General features: G+C 68.8%; 16 protein-coding genes. 9 read left to right on the forward strand and 7 right to left on the reverse strand.

Going from position 1 to position 15,088, the window contains the following annotated elements:
* Nucleotides 1-4: 4 nt before the first annotated feature.
* Genes JZ791_RS06040 through JZ791_RS06060 form a run of 5 tightly spaced genes read right to left on the reverse strand, consistent with a single transcriptional unit; the run spans nucleotide 5 to nucleotide 3,774 of the window.
* Nucleotides 5-463 (reverse strand): nuclear transport factor 2 family protein, encoded by a 459-nt coding sequence (locus JZ791_RS06040; RefSeq protein ID WP_216893167.1) that lies wholly within the window; start codon nucleotides 461-463, stop codon nucleotides 5-7.
* An 11-nt stretch (nucleotides 464-474) separates the two neighbouring features.
* Nucleotides 475-1,635: an aminoglycoside phosphotransferase family protein gene (locus tag JZ791_RS06045; RefSeq protein WP_216893168.1), complete on the reverse strand. Its 1,161-nt coding sequence runs from the start codon at nucleotides 1,633-1,635 to the stop codon at nucleotides 475-477.
* Between the two features lie 45 nt (nucleotides 1,636-1,680).
* On the reverse strand, nucleotides 1,681-2,874 hold the full coding sequence (locus tag JZ791_RS06050) for a lipid-transfer protein (RefSeq protein ID WP_216893169.1): 1,194 nt from the start codon (nucleotides 2,872-2,874) through the stop codon (nucleotides 1,681-1,683).
* Complete coding sequence (locus JZ791_RS06055) at nucleotides 2,871-3,311, reverse strand: Zn-ribbon domain-containing OB-fold protein (RefSeq protein WP_216893170.1); 441 nt, start codon at nucleotides 3,309-3,311, stop codon at nucleotides 2,871-2,873. The genes JZ791_RS06050 and JZ791_RS06055 overlap by 4 nt, the downstream gene beginning before the upstream one ends.
* A 22-nt stretch (nucleotides 3,312-3,333) precedes the next feature.
* A complete protein-coding gene (locus tag JZ791_RS06060) occupies nucleotides 3,334-3,774 on the reverse strand; it encodes a nuclear transport factor 2 family protein (RefSeq protein ID WP_216893171.1) in 441 nt (146 codons plus the stop codon).
* A 257-nt stretch (nucleotides 3,775-4,031) separates the two neighbouring features.
* Between JZ791_RS06060 and JZ791_RS06065 the strand changes: the two genes are divergently transcribed.
* The 8 genes from JZ791_RS06065 (at nucleotide 4,032) to JZ791_RS46425 (ending at nucleotide 13,481) form a co-directional block, all read left to right on the forward strand.
* Nucleotides 4,032-4,475, forward strand: coding sequence for a MaoC/PaaZ C-terminal domain-containing protein (locus JZ791_RS06065; RefSeq protein ID WP_216893172.1), 444 nt, complete (start codon nucleotides 4,032-4,034; stop codon nucleotides 4,473-4,475).
* Nucleotides 4,476-4,511: 36 nt separating this feature from the next.
* Entirely contained in the window at nucleotides 4,512-5,666 is a 1,155-nt protein-coding gene (locus tag JZ791_RS06070) for an acyl-CoA dehydrogenase family protein (RefSeq protein ID WP_216893189.1), read from the forward strand.
* A 31-nt stretch (nucleotides 5,667-5,697) separates the two neighbouring features.
* Nucleotides 5,698-6,483: an enoyl-CoA hydratase/isomerase family protein gene (locus JZ791_RS06075; RefSeq protein ID WP_216893173.1), complete on the forward strand. Its 786-nt coding sequence runs from the start codon at nucleotides 5,698-5,700 to the stop codon at nucleotides 6,481-6,483.
* A gap of 48 nt (nucleotides 6,484-6,531) precedes the next feature.
* A complete protein-coding gene (locus JZ791_RS06080; RefSeq protein WP_216893174.1) occupies nucleotides 6,532-8,346 on the forward strand; it encodes an AMP-dependent synthetase/ligase in 1,815 nt (604 codons plus the stop codon).
* A gap of 393 nt (nucleotides 8,347-8,739) precedes the next feature.
* On the forward strand, nucleotides 8,740-10,059 hold the full coding sequence (locus JZ791_RS06085) for an aminotransferase-like domain-containing protein (protein ID WP_216893175.1): 1,320 nt from the start codon (nucleotides 8,740-8,742) through the stop codon (nucleotides 10,057-10,059).
* Nucleotides 10,060-10,141: 82 nt separating this feature from the next.
* Nucleotides 10,142-11,461, forward strand: a complete 1,320-nt coding sequence (locus JZ791_RS06090; RefSeq protein ID WP_216893176.1) for an MFS transporter — start codon at nucleotides 10,142-10,144, stop codon at nucleotides 11,459-11,461.
* Nucleotides 11,458-12,492: a RidA family protein gene (locus JZ791_RS46420; RefSeq protein ID WP_216893177.1), complete on the forward strand. Its 1,035-nt coding sequence runs from the start codon at nucleotides 11,458-11,460 to the stop codon at nucleotides 12,490-12,492. Before JZ791_RS06090 ends, JZ791_RS46420 begins: the two co-directional genes overlap by 4 nt.
* Entirely contained in the window at nucleotides 12,489-13,481 is a 993-nt protein-coding gene (locus tag JZ791_RS46425; protein WP_216893178.1) for a C45 family autoproteolytic acyltransferase/hydrolase, read from the forward strand. The genes JZ791_RS46420 and JZ791_RS46425 overlap by 4 nt, the downstream gene beginning before the upstream one ends.
* Before the next feature lie 75 nt (nucleotides 13,482-13,556).
* Here JZ791_RS46425 and JZ791_RS06105 read toward each other — a convergent pair whose 3' ends face one another.
* Nucleotides 13,557-13,970 (reverse strand): nuclear transport factor 2 family protein, encoded by a 414-nt coding sequence (locus tag JZ791_RS06105; protein WP_216893179.1) that lies wholly within the window; start codon nucleotides 13,968-13,970, stop codon nucleotides 13,557-13,559.
* Nucleotides 13,971-14,011: 41 nt separating this feature from the next.
* Nucleotides 14,012-14,869, reverse strand: a complete 858-nt coding sequence (locus tag JZ791_RS46430) for an acyl-CoA dehydrogenase family protein (RefSeq protein ID WP_216893180.1) — start codon at nucleotides 14,867-14,869, stop codon at nucleotides 14,012-14,014.
* Between the two features lie 22 nt (nucleotides 14,870-14,891).
* On the opposite strand from JZ791_RS46430, the gene JZ791_RS06115 reads away from it, so the two are divergent.
* The coding region (locus tag JZ791_RS06115) for a hypothetical protein (RefSeq protein ID WP_438804481.1) at nucleotides 14,892-15,088 on the forward strand (197 nt) is incomplete at its 3' end.

The raw sequence follows: 15,088 nt of genomic DNA on the forward strand, positions 1-15,088 counted from the left end.
CGGATCATTCGATGTCGACCAGCAACCGGGTCAGTCGCAGGGTCGCGATGAGCCAGACGCCGTCGACACGGCGGTAGGTCTCGTGGTAGTGGCCGTAACCACGCGCCGTGCGGAACGGTGCGCCGGCGCCGGCGCGCAGCACGTCGGCCATCGCCCACGTGCCGGTGGCCTCGTCGGGGCCGGTCAGTGCGATTTCGGGCAGATATCCCTGATGCACGCTGACCAGGCCGGTCAGGCTGGTGCGGAGGAATTCCACCGTCTCGGCCCGGCCGGTGACCGGGGGCTCGGAGTACGTCGCCCCGGGCTCGGTCGCCGCCGTTCCGCCGCGGACGTCGAACACGACGTCCTCGGTCAGCACGGTCGCGAACGAATCCCAGTCTTTCGTGTCGATGAAGCGGAAGTACCGTGCCTTGAGGTCTTCGATGGCTTCGATATCGCGCAGGGCGTCGGGGGTCTCGATCATGAGATGCCTGTTCAGAACGCGTCGAGCGCGTCGTAGTCATCGATGGCCGCGCCGATCCGGCGCAGCATTTCGAAGGTCAGTTCTTCCCGTTGCATGGGAGCCATATCGTCGGTGGGGACGAGGGTGATGGTCCAGAAGGCGAGCGAAGTGAACAGCTGCTGGCGGATGTTCAGCATCGCCTCGTCGAAGGACAGGCCGGCGACGCCCTTGTGCGTCATCAGGTCCAGATAGTGATGCAGCAGATCCGGCAGCCATTCGCGGCGTTGTTCGACGGTGAGCGCGGTCGTCATCGCGTAGACGAAGTCCCGGCTCCAGTGGCCGATGGTCGCGATCTGCCAGTCCGTCAGCCCCATTCGGCCGTCGTCACGGATGTACCAGTTTCGGAAATGGACGTCGCTGTGCAGGAGCGTCTGCGGCAATTCCGCGTGGCGGTCCACCGATTTCTGTGTGGCGGGCCAGATTTCGGCACGGCGGGCGAACAGGCGGTCCGACAGCACCGGCTGCGCCTTGACGAAACCGGCGTCGCACGCCTCGGGGAAGCCGGGAGTGGAGGTGAGGGTGGTCCAGAAGTCCGGCCAGGTCTTGAACGGCAGCTCCGGTCCGCCCAAATCCGGGCTGGCGTAGAAACGGGAGTGCAGACCGGCCAGCAGGCCCACCATATCCTCGGCCTGCGCCCGGGTGAGGGTGGTGCGCTCGTCGGGGAATCGCGCGGTCTCGCCGAGATCCTCCATCACGATCAGATACGCGTAGCTCGTGGGATCGAAACCCGCGTACCAGGTCTTCGGCACCTCGATATCCAGCTTGTGCCGCACGTTGCGGTAGAACTCCGCCTCGGCCCGGGCGACGTCGAGAATGCCCAGGATGACCCGGTTTTCGAGTTTTTCGGCGGCCTTGCAGAAGATGCTGGCCGGCAGTCCGGCGCGCGTGCCCGCCTCGTTGTAGGTCACGGTGACGCGGCGGCGGTTGGACGATCCGTCGTCGCGCGGCCCCAGATCGAATCCGGTCACGGCGGCGCGCGGGGTGTTCCGGCACAGCACCGCGGTCAGCCATTCGGTGGTGAGTGCGTCGTATGTCGGTGGGATCTCGTGGAATTCGGTCACGCGCGCGGCGTTGTCGTTGTGCGCCTTGGTGACCTCGTCCATGAAGGCACGAGTGTCGGTGTTGGTGGTCACAATCAAGGTCCTTGCTCGAAGCGTGCTGTGAGAGTTGGCGATTCGTCAGGTGGTGACGATGACCGCCGAACCGTGGCCGAACAGGCCCTGATTGATCGACATCCCGACCCGCGCACCGGCCACCTGCCGGGCGCCGGCCTCTCCGCGCAACTGCGTGGTCAGCTCGACCACCTGCGCGATCGCCTGCGCCGGAACGGCTTCGCCGAAACTCGCCAGGCCGCCGCTGGCGTTGACCGGGAGGCGGCCGCCGAGTTCGGTGACACCGTCGCGCAACAGCTTTTCGGCCTCGCCCGGCGCGCACAGGCCCAGGTGCTCGTACCAGTCCAGTTCCAGTGCGGTGGACAGGTCGTACACCTCGGCGAGGTCGAGATCGCCCGGGCCCATACCGCTTTCGGTGTATGCGGCCGAGGCCAGCGCGGTCTTGAACCCCTCCTCGGGCGGGGCGACGGCCGCCGTCGAGTCGGTGGCGAAGTTCGGCATCTCGATGATGTCGTTGGGGAAGGTGGGGGAGGTGGTGGACAATCCAGCGATGCGGACCCGCGGCCGTTCGCCACCGGCGGCGCGGCGCGCGAACTCCTCGCTGGCCAGGACGACGGCCGCCGCGCCGTCGCTGGTCGCGCACACGTCCAGCAGATGCAGCGGCTCGGAGACATACGGGCTCGCGAGCACCTCCTCGACGGTCACCACCTTGGTGAAGCGCGCGTTGGGATTGAGCGAGCCCGCCCGGCTGTTCTTCGCCTTCACCTGGGCGAAGTCGCGCTGGTCCGCGCCGTAGCACGAGATGCGGCGCTGCGCGTACAGGCCGAAGTACGTCGGGTTGGTCGCGCCGAGCAGCCGGAAGCGCAGCCAGTCGGGATCGCTCTCGTCGCCCCCGCCGAACGGTCCGAAGAAGCCCTTCGGCGTCACGTCGGCGCCGACGACCAGGGCGACGTCGCACAGGCCCGCGAGGATGTGCGCGCGGGCCGATTCGATCGCCTGCGCACCCGAGGCGCACGCCGCGAACGAACTGCTCAGGCGGGTGCCGTGGAATCCGAGATCCTGTGCGAACGCCGCCGCGCTGACCAGTCCGGGATAGCCGCCGCGCCAGGTGTTCGCGCCCGCGACGAGCTGGATATCGGACCATTCGACCCCGGCGTCGGCCAGCGCCGCGCGGGCGGCCACCCGGCCGTAGTCCAGGAACGATTTGCCGAACTTGCCCCACGGGTGCATGCCGACACCGAGTACGGTCACCCCGCTCATGCCGTGACTCCCGTCTGCTCGGAAACCTCGCGCGTCCATCGCCACACGAGCTGGATGCCGTCCTCGTCCTCGAGCAGTTGCTCGGTGCACAGGGTCACCGCGTCGCCCACCTCGACCGGCGCGCTGAGCGGGCTGAGCTGGCCCAGGACGGTGAGACCGCCGTGTTCGAGTTCGACGGCGAGCACCACATACGGCTCGAACGGATCGGTCGAGACGTAGGGCGCCGGTGGCCGATAGTGGTTACGCGTCCACGACCACACCGTGCCCCGGTGGGCCAGCGGCTGGGGTTGGAGTTCGGCGCTGCCGCAACGCGGGTTGCGGCAGTATTCCACGGTCGGTGGAAAGAACAGCGAACCGCAACGGGCGCAGGCCTTTCCGATCAGGCGGGTCGACTCGGCGTCGAACCACGCGGGCTGGGCGGAACGTGCAGGGGGCATCGGTGAACTTTCGTCTACTCGGTTACGAACGGGTGGTGACGGCCGGATCCGCCTGCAGCGGAACGAATCCCGCCCTCGCGATCAGCAGGGTGTCGCCGTACTCGTCGAGGCGGACGAGCAAGCCGTCGCGGAAGGTGTAGATCCAGCAGTAGTCATTGCGGTAGGGCTCGCCGTCGATGCGGGTCGCGGTCATGAGCTGGCGCACGACGGCGGTTTCGCCGTCGACGAGGGTCGAGGTGACCTCGCGCTCGATGGACTCGGCGCGCAGGACCGCGCCGGTGGAGGCGCCGGTGAGCGCTCGTGCGACGCGGTCGCGACCGCGGATCGGACGCGGCCGGATGCTCTGCGGCGCATGCCATTCCGCTTCCTCATCGAGTAAAGCGGCGACCGCGGCGACATCGTTGGCTGCGCGCGCGCCGGAAAAGCGCGCCACCAGCTCTCGGGTCTGGTCGGTGAGTGTCACCACTGCTCCTTTGCGTTGGTGCCATGCGAGACGGGCCGGGATCGCGCATCCGATCGACGGATCGGGCGCCCGGGATATTTTGATACGAGTAGTGTCAGAATAGATCGAGGAGGTGCGTCGCGCAACGGCCACCCCGGAAGCTCGCACTTGCTATTCGGTTACTTGTCGGCTAGTTATGAGACAGGTAGAATCAAAATAGTTGGCGGGCACGGCGGAGACGGCGCGCCCATGCGGCGGCGCCACGAGAAGGAACGCGGATGACGGAAACGCTGCTCTACGCACAGGACTTCTGTGACCTGCGGCGAATCGATCTGGGTGAATGGGAGCTGTCGGCCGATTCCGTCATGGACTTCGCCCGCCAGTGGGACCCGTTCCCCTTCCATACCGATCCGGATGCCGCGCTTCGGTCGCCCTTCGGCGGCCTCGTCGCCAGCGGCGTTCACGTGATGGCGATACTGCAGGTCCTTCAGTATCGTTCGTTTCTCGGGCGCACGGCCATCATCGCCGGTCTGGGTTTCACCGATTTCACGCTCCGCGCTCCCGCCCGTGCCGGTGCGCGGCTGGCCGGGACAGTCGATATCACCGATGTGCGGCTGCGCGACGATGGGCGGGCGATCGTGCACTGGGATGCCGGCCTGACCGAGGGCAGCACCTCCATCGCCACACTCGGCGCGGCCGCGATGATCCGGCAGCGGCAATGACAGGAAAGGCCTGATATGACAACCGACCTACCGGTGATGAATCTGCTGCCGTCGGAAGACGACATCGCATTGCGGAAGGTGGCCGGCGACGTTGCCCGGAGGTTCGGGCACAAATACTTCGCGGAAAAGATCGCCGCGGGTGAGCCGATCGACGAATTGTGGAATGCGCTGGCCGAGGTCGGATTTCTCGGGGTGAGCCTGCCGGAGGAGTACGGCGGCAGCGGCGGCGGACTGTGGCAGCTGGCGATCATCGCCGAGGAGCTCGCGGCGGCCGGGTGCCCACTACAGCTGCTGGTGTATTCCCAGTCGATCTGTGGCAACATCCTGGCGAAATACGGGACCGAGGAGCAGAAGAACCGGTGGCTGACCGGCCTGGTGACGGGCCGGATCAAATTCTCCTTCGCTATCACCGAGTCCGATGTCGGCTCCAATTCGCAGAATCTCGCGACCCAGGTCCGCGCTGTCGACGGGGGCTATGTGCTTTCCGGGCAGAAGACGTTCATCTCCGGTGTCGAGCACGCCGACGCGATTCTCGTGGTCGCGCGGACCGGCACCGACGAACGGACGGGCAAGGGCCTGCTGTCGCTGTTCGTGGTCGAGGCGGATGCGCCCGGGCTCTCGCGCACAGTGGTGCCGACCGCGCTGGTGGCGCCGGACAAGCAGTGGGCGCTGTACTTCGACGATATCCGCCTGGGGCCCGACAGCCTCATCGGCGAATTGCACAAGGGCTTCAAACCGATGTTCGACGGGCTCAACCCCGAGCGCGTGCTGACCGCCGTCTTCAGCACCGGCATCGGGCGCTACGCGCTGGATAAGGCGACCGCGTATGTCAATCAGCGGCAGGTATGGTCGGTGCCGATCGGCGCACACCAGGCTGTCGCGCATCCGCTCGCCGAGGCCAAGATCAGGTTGGAGGCGGCGCGCCTGATGACAGAGAAGGCGGCCCGCCTCTACGACGCCGGGCTACCGGCGGGCGAAACGGCGAATATGGCCAAATTCGTGGCATCGCAGGCCGGTGTCGACTGCCTCGATCACGCCATTCAGGTCCATGGCGGCAATGGCTTCACGCTGGAATACGGGCTGACCGATCTCTGGTGGCTCGCGCGGCTGGTGAAGGTCGCGCCGGTGTCGAGCGAAATGGTGCTCAACTACGTCGCCGAGCATTCCCTCGGGCTGCCGAAGTCCTACTGAGAATCGTCCGACGAGCGCGAGGAACGAGACAATGACATCGGATTCGGACGGCGACGCGATCGTCGTGGAGACCGTGGGCCGCGTCGGCGTGGTCAGGCTGAACCGGCCCGCGGTGGGAAATGCGCTCACCGCCGCCATGTTCGCCGATCTGGAACGACTCGTCGGCGAATTGGACGCCGCCAAGGGCATCGCGGCGATCGTTCTCACCGGGACCGGTGATCGGACCTTCTGCGCGGGAGCCGATCTGGCGGAGTTCATCCCGTCGCTGACCTCCGGCACCCTGCGTGACGTCATTCCGGATCCGTCGAAACGCGTCTTCTCCGAGGTCTACACACCGATCGTCGCGGCGATCAACGGTGCGTGCATCGCGGGCGGAATGGAACTGCTGCTCGGGACCGACATCAGGGTCGCGGCCGAGCACGCGAGTTTCGCCACGCCCGAGCCGCGCCTGGGTCTCGTCGGCGCCGGCGGCACCGTCAGCAGGCTGGCGCGCCAGGTGCCCTGGTGCGTCGCGATGGAGATGCTGCTGGCCGGTGCGCCCATGGACGCGCAGCGCGCCTTCGCGGTGGGCCTGGTGAATCGCGTCGTCGCCGCCGAAAACGTTCTCGCCGAGGCGATGCGGATCGCGGAGGTGCTCGCCGCCGCCGGTCCGCTCGCGGTGCGCGCGACCAAGGAGATCGCGGTGCGCGGCGCGGGTCTGGAGACGCCGTTCGCGATCGAGGCCGAGATAGCGACGGGGGTGTTCGGCACCGACGACGCCGTCGAGGGCCCGCGCGCCTTCCTGGCCCGCAGGCCACCGAACTTCACCGGCACATAGCCGGTCGACTTTCCTCTACCACAACGTGTTTCACCCGGAAGGACCCCCATGACCGCCACGACAGCCGCGCCGGACAGCGCGATCCGCGCGGAGACACTGCCCGAAGCGTTCCAGCGAACCCTCGCGGAACGCCCGGACGCCATCGCATTTCGCGCCGAAGGCGACCTACCGGACATGACCTGGGCGCAGTACGACCGTCACGTCCGCGAGGCCGCGTCGGTACTGACCCGGCTCGGGCTCACTCGCGCGGATACGGTCGCCCTGCTGTTCAACTCCCGCCGCGAGTTCCACTGGATCGACACCGCCGCACTGCATCTCGGGGTGACGAGCTTCTCGCTCTACAACACCGCGTCGCTGGACGCGATGGTGTTCGCGCTCGAGAATTCGGGTGCGAAGGTCGTGTTCGTGGAGGCGGCGTACGCCGAGCGCGCCACCGAATTGGCCCGGCATGTCGAGCGGGTCGTGGTGGTCTGCGCGGACCAGGATTACGGGCTGCCGCGCTGGGAGGAGTTCACCGCCGACAGTGACGACGCTTTCGATCTGCGCGCGGCGGCGGCCCGCATCGAACCCTCCGACGTCGCGACACTGATCTACACGGCCGGGACCACGGGCATTCCGAAGGGTGTCGAGCTGACCCACGCCAATATCACCTTCGCCATGCGAACTTTGGCGACGCGCATGCAATTGCCCAGTGGCGCGAACCAATTGTCTTTCCTGCCGATGGCGCACGCGATGGCGCGCATGATGGACCACTACCTGGGCATGATGCTGGGGCTGAGCGTGAGCATCTGCTCGAACCCGTCGCGAATCCTGGACGAGCTGAAGGTGGTTCAGCCCAGTCTGTTCGTGTCCACCCCGCGAACCTGGGAGAAGCTGCGCAACGACATTCTCGCCATCGTCGCCGCCGAACCCGCCGCGACCCGCAAGGCGGCGATGAGCGCGGCGATCGACGCCGGAATCGCCAGGGTCCGTGCCGAACAGGCCGCCTTCGCGGCCAACGAGCCGAAACCCGAGCATGATTTCGACAGCGTCCACGACGCGCTGATCGGCGAACTGACCCAGGCGGTCGGCCTGGGCCGCGTCAGCGCGGCGATCATCGGCGGCGCACCGGTGGACCTGGACCTGGTCCAGTTCTTCCACGCGGTCGGAATTCCGCTGGGGGAGTGCTTCGGCATGAGCGAATCGGCGTCGGTGTGCACCGGCAACCCGCCGGAACGAGTCCGCTTCGGCACGGTCGGCCCGGCCCTGGACGGCGTCACGGTCCGCCTGGCCGCCGACGGCGAGGTCCTGCTGCGAGGCGCCAACGTCATGCGCGGCTACCGGGGAATGCCCGAAAAGACCGCGGAGGTGATCGACGAGGCCGGCTGGCTGCACAGCGGCGACATCGGCGCGATCGACGGCGACGGCTACATCCGCATCGTCGCCCGCAAAAAAGACATCATCATCAACGCCGCGGGCAAGAACATGTCCCCGATCCTCATCGAAACCGCCCTGACCAAGGCATCCCCCCTGATCGGCTTCGCGGTCGCGGTCGGCGATCGCCGCCCCTACAACGTCGCCCTGCTGGTGCTGGAACCGGACGAACTCCGCAAATTCGCGGCCCAGGCTGGCCACGCACACCTCACCACGGCCGAACTGGCCGTGCACCCCGCCGTCGTCGCGGAACTCGATGCCGCTGTCGCACAGGCGAACACCTCACTTTCACGCCCCGAGCAGATCAAGCGATACACCGTACTGACCGAGCCATGGTCCCCCGGCGGCGACGAGCTGACCGCCACGATGAAGTTGCGCCGACTGGCAATCAACGACAAGTACGCGGCTCAGGTGGACGAGCTCTACACCGCCCTTTCGCCCTCCGCATAACCCGGTACGGCGGTGCCGGTCGGCGCCGCATCCGAGGCTGTCCGGGCAACCGGAACCGCCGACGGGTGCGGCGCCTGCGAATCCCGAGTCGGCGCCAGGGGATCACCACGCGATCACCCAGGCCGTCATCGAACGGGACAGCGAGTCCGCTGTTCGACATCCGCACGACCACATGGGTTCCCTCGACGCTTCGAGAGTTCCGTGGACGCGCTACCGGGCGCGCCTCGTCCGGCACGCCCGCATCGGTCGCCCGAATGAAAGGCGGCCGCATACCAGTAGTAAGCGTGAGTCGCGGCTCGACGACGGCTGGTCCACGCCGGTGACTTCGGCATTACCGGGACGGTGATGGGAGACAACGGCTGGACCCACCGGTCGGCTTGTTACGTTCTTCCCGTGCGAGAGATCCTGTCCGCCATCGAGGAGCGCCTCGACACGCCCACCTCGCGTGGGCTGGCCGAGGCCGTCGAGCGCGCGATCCGGGACGGTGCGCTCGCGCCCGGTACTCGGCTGCCGCCGATTCGGACGGTCGCCACCGAACTCGTGCTCTCGCCGACGACGGTCAGCGCCGGCTGGTCCCTGCTGTTGCGCGCGGGCGTCATCCACACCGACGGCCGCCGGGGGACGACCGTCGCCGTGCCGTCGCCGGGCGGGCGGTACCGCGAGGCCCTGCGACACCGGGCCGAGTCCGATGTGGACCTTTCAGCCGGCGTGCCGGATCCCGCGCTGCTGCCTGGGCTGCGTCCCGCGCTCGACGCACTGACCGTGGCCGGCACCACGGACAGCTACGCCGACGAACCTGTGCTGCCCGAGCTGGCCGCCGTGCTGCGCGCGGACTGGCCCTACCCGGACGGTGAACTCGCGATGGTCGACGGGGCGATGGACGGAATCGAGCTCCTGGCGCGCACGACGTTGCGATTCGGCGATCGGGTGGTGCTCGAGCATCCGACATTCCCGTCCCTCATCGACCTGCTCACCTCGCTGGGCATCGAACCGATCGGCGTCCGAGTGGACGAGCGCGGGATGAACCCCGCCGAGCTGGCTCGGGCGATGCGGCAGCCGGTGGCAGCGGTGTTCCTCCAGCCGCGTGTGCACAATCCGACCGGTATCTCGATGACGCCGGACCGGACCGCCGAGCTGGCGAACATCCTGGAGCACCACACCGCTTACATCGTCGAGGACGATTCGGCGGGCGTTGTCACCGACCTGGCACCGCGCAGCCTCGGTTCGTGGATTCCGCGACGGACTATCCATGTGCGCAGCTTCGCGAAGTCGCATGGCCCGGATCTACGGCTCGCGGCGATCAGCGCGCCGCGTGAGCTTGCCCGCGAGTTGTTCGGCAGGCGGCGGCTGGGTCAGGGCAGCAGCAGTCCTGTGCTGCAACGGATTCTGTACGGCCTGCTGACCGATCCCGGCGCTGTCGAACAGACCGCGCGGGCCCGTGCCGAATACGCCCGGCGTCGCCGCGCTCTGGCGGAAGCCCTTGCGGCGCAAGATATTCACATCACCGGCACGCACGGGCTCAACGTCTGGGTTCCGGTGCGGGACGAGTCCGCCGCGGTCGCGCACCTGGTCAGGCTGGGCATCGCGGTTGCCCCCGGTTCGCTGTTCGAGGTGAGTGCGGGGAGCCGCCCGCACATTCGGGTCACCGCAGGCCTGGTCGCCGCGGATCACACCGGGCTGGCGGCCCGGATCGCCGAGGCAGCCCGGCGCTGAACCTTTGTTCCGGCACAGAATACCGTTTGTGCCAGCACAAAGTGCACTGTCACCGGTGCGTTGCCGGTGTTTGACTCTCCGCATGACATCCGACGTTCACCCGCCGATCACCGCGCCGGCCCGTCGCGCGGCGATCGCCTCGCTCGTCGGGACGACGGTCGAGTGGTACGACTTCTTCATCTACGCGACGGCCGCCGCGCTGGTGTTCCGCGGTGTCTTCTTCCCCGCGGACCTGAACCCGGTGCTGGGCACGATCGCCGCATTCGGCACGACCTCGTTCGGCTATCTCGGGCGGCCGCTCGGCGCGGCGCTGTTCGGGCACCTCGGCGACAAGGTGGGCCGCAAGAAGAGCCTCGTGGTGACCATCCTGCTGATGGGAGCGGCCACGTTCGGCATCGGCCTGCTGCCCGGCCACGACGTGCTGGGCCCGGCCGCGCCACTGCTGCTCATCGTGTTGCGGCTTGCACAGGGCGTCGCGGTCGGCGGCGAGTGGGGCGGCGCCGCGCTGATGGCCGTCGAGCACGCGCCGCGCGGGCGCCGGACGCTGATGGGTTCGTTCGCGCAGGTGGGTTCGCCGGTCGGGGCGCTGCTGTCGTCCGGCATGTTCGCGGTGGCCTCGGCGATCGGCCCGCTGGAGAGTGGAACGTGGCGCATCCCGTTCCTGTTCTCCGCGGTGCTCGTGGTGATCGGCCTGGTGATCAGGCTCCGGGTGGAGGAGTCGCCGGTCTTTCGCACACTCGTCGAGCAGGGCGAACGCGCCCGCGCGCCGCTCGCGGAGGCCCTCACCCGGTATCGGGGGCGGGTGCTGCTGGCCGCGGGCGCGATGTTCGTGGCGACGGGCGGCTACTACGTGACCTCGTCGTTCTGGCTCGTGTACGCGACCGCGAGCGGAGGGTTGCGCGACACGGTGGCGCTCAACGTGCTGACGGTCGAGGCGGCGTTCGAGATGGCGTGCACGCTGCTGGCTGGGTGGCTCGGCGACCGGTTCGGGCCACGCCCGGTGGTCGTGACGGGGCTGGTGCTGGCCGCCGTGGTCGCGCCGGTGTGGCTCGCCGTATCGCACAGCGGTTCGCTGCCGCTCGTGCTGGTGTTCGCGGCGCTCATCGCGGTGCCGACCGGAGCGCATTACGGCCCGATGGCTCGATTCCTGACCGAGTTGTTCCCGCCGCGGATCCGGTACAGCGCGATGTCGATGGCCTACCAGCTCGCGGCGCTGACGGCGGGCGCGCTGACGCCGGTCGTGGTGTCGGCGCTGTATTCGCTGCGCGCGGGGCGGCCGGACCTCGTGGTCGCCTATCTGACCATGCTGTGCGCGCTGTCGGCCGTCTGCGTGGTGGTGGTGTGGCGGCGACGGGATCAGGAGAATACGCGGGTCCTGGTGGAGAAGGAGAATCGGAAGTGAGCACTCGGGCGGAGATCGAGCGGGCGGTGGCGGGGCTCGCGTTCGTGGGGACGCAGGGTGGGGATGGCCCGGAGGTGGACCGGTTCGCCGCCGCGCTGGCACGCCGGGGTAGGTCGCTGGAATCCTGCCTGGCGCTGGACGCACTGCACGATCCCACGGAGGTCAGCGCGGCGGAGGTGACGGCCGAACTCGATCGGTTGCTGCCTGCGGGATGCCGTCCCGCGCTGACGCTCATCCCGATCGGTCCGGGTGCGTTGCCGGGGCGGGAATTCGCGCTGCAGGCCGTGTCCGCGGTCGATCCCGTCGAACGCGATTCTCCGGCCGTCGCGGTCGCCGGGCCGGTCATCGCCGTCGCCGGTCAGATGTCGGATGTGGACACCGGCATGGTGCCGCAGACCGCCGAGGTGATGGCCCGGACCGCGGATCTGCTGGCCGCGCACGGCGCCAGCTGGAACGACGCAGTCCGGTTCGACGTGTTCTACCGGGCCGAGGGCACCACCGAGGGCTGGGCGGAGAACGCTCGCGAGCGAGCACGGCATTTCCTCGAGCCCGGCCCGGCGACCACGGGCATCCCGGTCTGCCGGCTCCCCGGCGTGGCGCGAATTCAGGTGCGCGCGCTGGCTGTTCGCGACGCCCGTGCGCTGCGCGCGCATTCCTGGCCGCAGGGGCACTGGGACTGGCCCTTCCACCTGCCGTACAAGCACGGGGTTTCCTGTGCCGGAACGGCTTTCGTCGGCGGCCAGGTGTCTCTGACATCGGAGGCGGCGGTGCTCGATCCCGACCGGCTCGACCTGCAGACCGCGCGAAGCGTGCGGAACATTTTGCGCGTGATCGCCGAACTCGGCAAGGGGCCGGAGAACCTGTTGCGGCTCATGGCCTTCTACGTCCACGACGACGCGGGGGCGGCGAAGACGGTCGAGGAGGTCGTGCGGGCCGAACTCGGTGGGCTGGAGGTGGAGCTGAGCCTGATCGGGTTGCCGTATCTGGCGTACGAGCGGATGGTCGTCGAGATCGAGGCGGAGGTCAGGTGACGGTAGTCGAATGCGCCGGTGACGGCCTCGCGCGGGGACGCGCGCACGGCGAGGCGGCCCGTGAGCTTGTGCGCGCCGCGTTGGACCGCTGGCGTGCCGCGTGCCGAGTGCGCAGTGAGGACCTGGTCACCGGCACTGGCTTGCTGCGCGCGATCGAGAAGACGACACCGGACCTCGTCGCGGAACTGCGCGGGATCGCCGAGGGTGCGGGCGCGGCGTTCGCGGACGTGGTCGCCTACAACCTGATGGACGAACAATGGTGGTACGAGCGCTCGGGCGAGCGCGGGTGCAGCGTGCTGGGAGTGCGCCGGCCCGGCAGTGTGGCGCTGGCGCAGAACATGGATCTGCCGTCTTTCATGGACGGCTCGCAACTGGTCCTGCGGCTGCTTCCCGACGACGGGCCGGAATGCCTGGTGCTCACGTCGGCCGGGCTGATCGGGCTGACCGGGATCAACCGCACGGGCGTGGCGGTGTGTGTGAACACGCTGTTGATGTTGCGGCACAACAGCAGCGGCCTCCCGGTCGCCGCCGTCCTGCGCGGCGCTCTCGCGCAGCCGACCCGGGCGGGAGCGGTGTCGTTCCTGCGCTCGGTGCCGCATGCGAGCGGACAGCACTACGCGGTGGCGGACAGGTTCGGTATGGACAGTCTGGAATGCTCCGCACGCGGTGTCGTGGCCAACGACGTTCCGGTGCACACGAACCATCCCCTCGTGAGCGAGGATATCGATCCGGTGTTCGCCGCCGCCCTGGAGCGCGAAGGCCGGATCGCCGATTCGGTGAAACGCCTGGCGGTGCTCCGCGAGGGCGCGGGTGCCGTCGACCCCGAAACCCTGCTCGCCGACCACAGCGCGCCGTTGTGCGTCACCCCGGTGCCGGGTCGTGCGACGCAGACGTTCGGGTCGGTCAGCTTCGAACTGGGCGCGGAGCCGCACGCCCGGTTCCGGCTGGGTTTGCCGGGCGAAGGGCTGTGGTTGGAACCGGGTTGGTAGCCGGGGGCCACGGGCCGCCTGACCGTGGGCGTGCCCGCGCGAGGCCGTTGGGCGCAGTCTGCGGCTGTGTCGTGTCTACGCCAAAGCGGCTGTGTCCCAGTAGTACGCGCGGATGGTGACCGCGCGGCCATCGGTGAACGCCCACTCCTCCAGTGCGCCCGAGGCGATATCGGAGCCTGCGGGTGATCGGTAGTCGAACGCCAAGCGTGCGACGACCGTATCGCGCTCGGCGACAATCGATTCCATCCGAAGATTGCGAGGGCCGATGTCGGCCGGGCCGCGGGCCATACCCTGGAACATGCGGCTGAGGCGGTGGGCGCCTCGGACTGTGCCGCCGTAGGGGAGGGACGGGGGTGCGTCGAGGGTGATGTCTTCGGCGAAGGATGTCTCTGCCAGCTCGGCCAGGCGCTGGGGATCCTGGGCGGTGATGGCGTCGTAGAAGGCGCGCACTATCTCGGCCGGGGTCTGTGGGGGCGTGTTCTCGGACATGGAAGATCCTTTCGATCGGGGGCTGGCGGGCGGGCTCCGGATCAGCTGCCGGACTTGCCGGTCAGCTCGTCGGTCGCGTGAATCAGCCACTCCCACAGGGCGTCCGGTCCTGCCTCGTGTACAGCCTCGCCCAGTTCCGCGGCCAGTTCCGTTGTGGCGATCGGTGAGTCGCGCCATGACCACAACCGCAGGGTTGCCCGGTTCAAGGGGTGCTCCTGGGTGATGCCCAGGGCGCCGAGTACCTGGTGGGCGGTGCGGGCCACCAGGCCCGCGCTGTGCGAGATCTGGATGTGGCAGGCGCGCGCTCGGTGGCCGGGACCGCCTCGGAGCACCTCCGCCGCGGCCAGCTCGACACTCGTGCGCGCCAGCGCGACCTCTGCCGCCATCCGGGCCAGATGGTGTGCGACGGCCTGGAACGCGCGCAGCGGCTTGCCGAACTGGGTGCGCGTCGCGGCGTGCTCGCTCGCGAGCCGGGTCGCATATTCCATCGCACCCAGGGCGGCGGCCGATTGCAGGGTCAGCTGCGCCGCCTCCAGCCGGCGCACATCCTGCGCGTCGCCGCCCAGCATCCGGACCGGGGCCGCCTCGACCTCGAGATCGGCCATCGGCCGCCCCGACAGGTCGGGGAACTCGGTGCAGCGCACCCCCGCCGCGTTCAGGTCGAGGTGCACCAGCACGATCCGGTCGCCGTCCCGCGCGGCGACGACGGCCTCGCGGGTGAACGGCACCCACGGCACGCCGTCGCAGCGCCCGGTCACGACCGGTTCGCCCCGATCGCGATGCACCCGCAGCGAGGTGCGGGTCGCGATCGTGCGTGCAATCCCGAGGTCGAGATGGGCCAGATCATCCGATCCAGATGTGGTGGCGGCAGGTGCTGGTCCCGACGCAGCGCCGGTCACGGTTGACCCCGTTGGGGTGGAGGTGGGTACCGGTCCGGACGTGGTGGCCGCGGGTGTCGCGCCCGACGCAGTACCGGTCACGATCGACTCCGATGATGTGGCGGTAGGCGCCGGTCCCGACGCGGTGGCGGTCACGGTCGACCCCGATGAGGTGGAGGTGGGTGTCGGTCCGAACGAGGTGGCGGCAGGTGTCGCTCCCGACGCGGCGCTGGTCACGGT

Origin of the sequence: Nocardia alni (assembly GCF_019038435.1) — a bacterium.
GTDB classification, from domain to species: Bacteria; Actinomycetota; Actinomycetes; order Mycobacteriales; family Mycobacteriaceae; genus Nocardia; species Nocardia alni.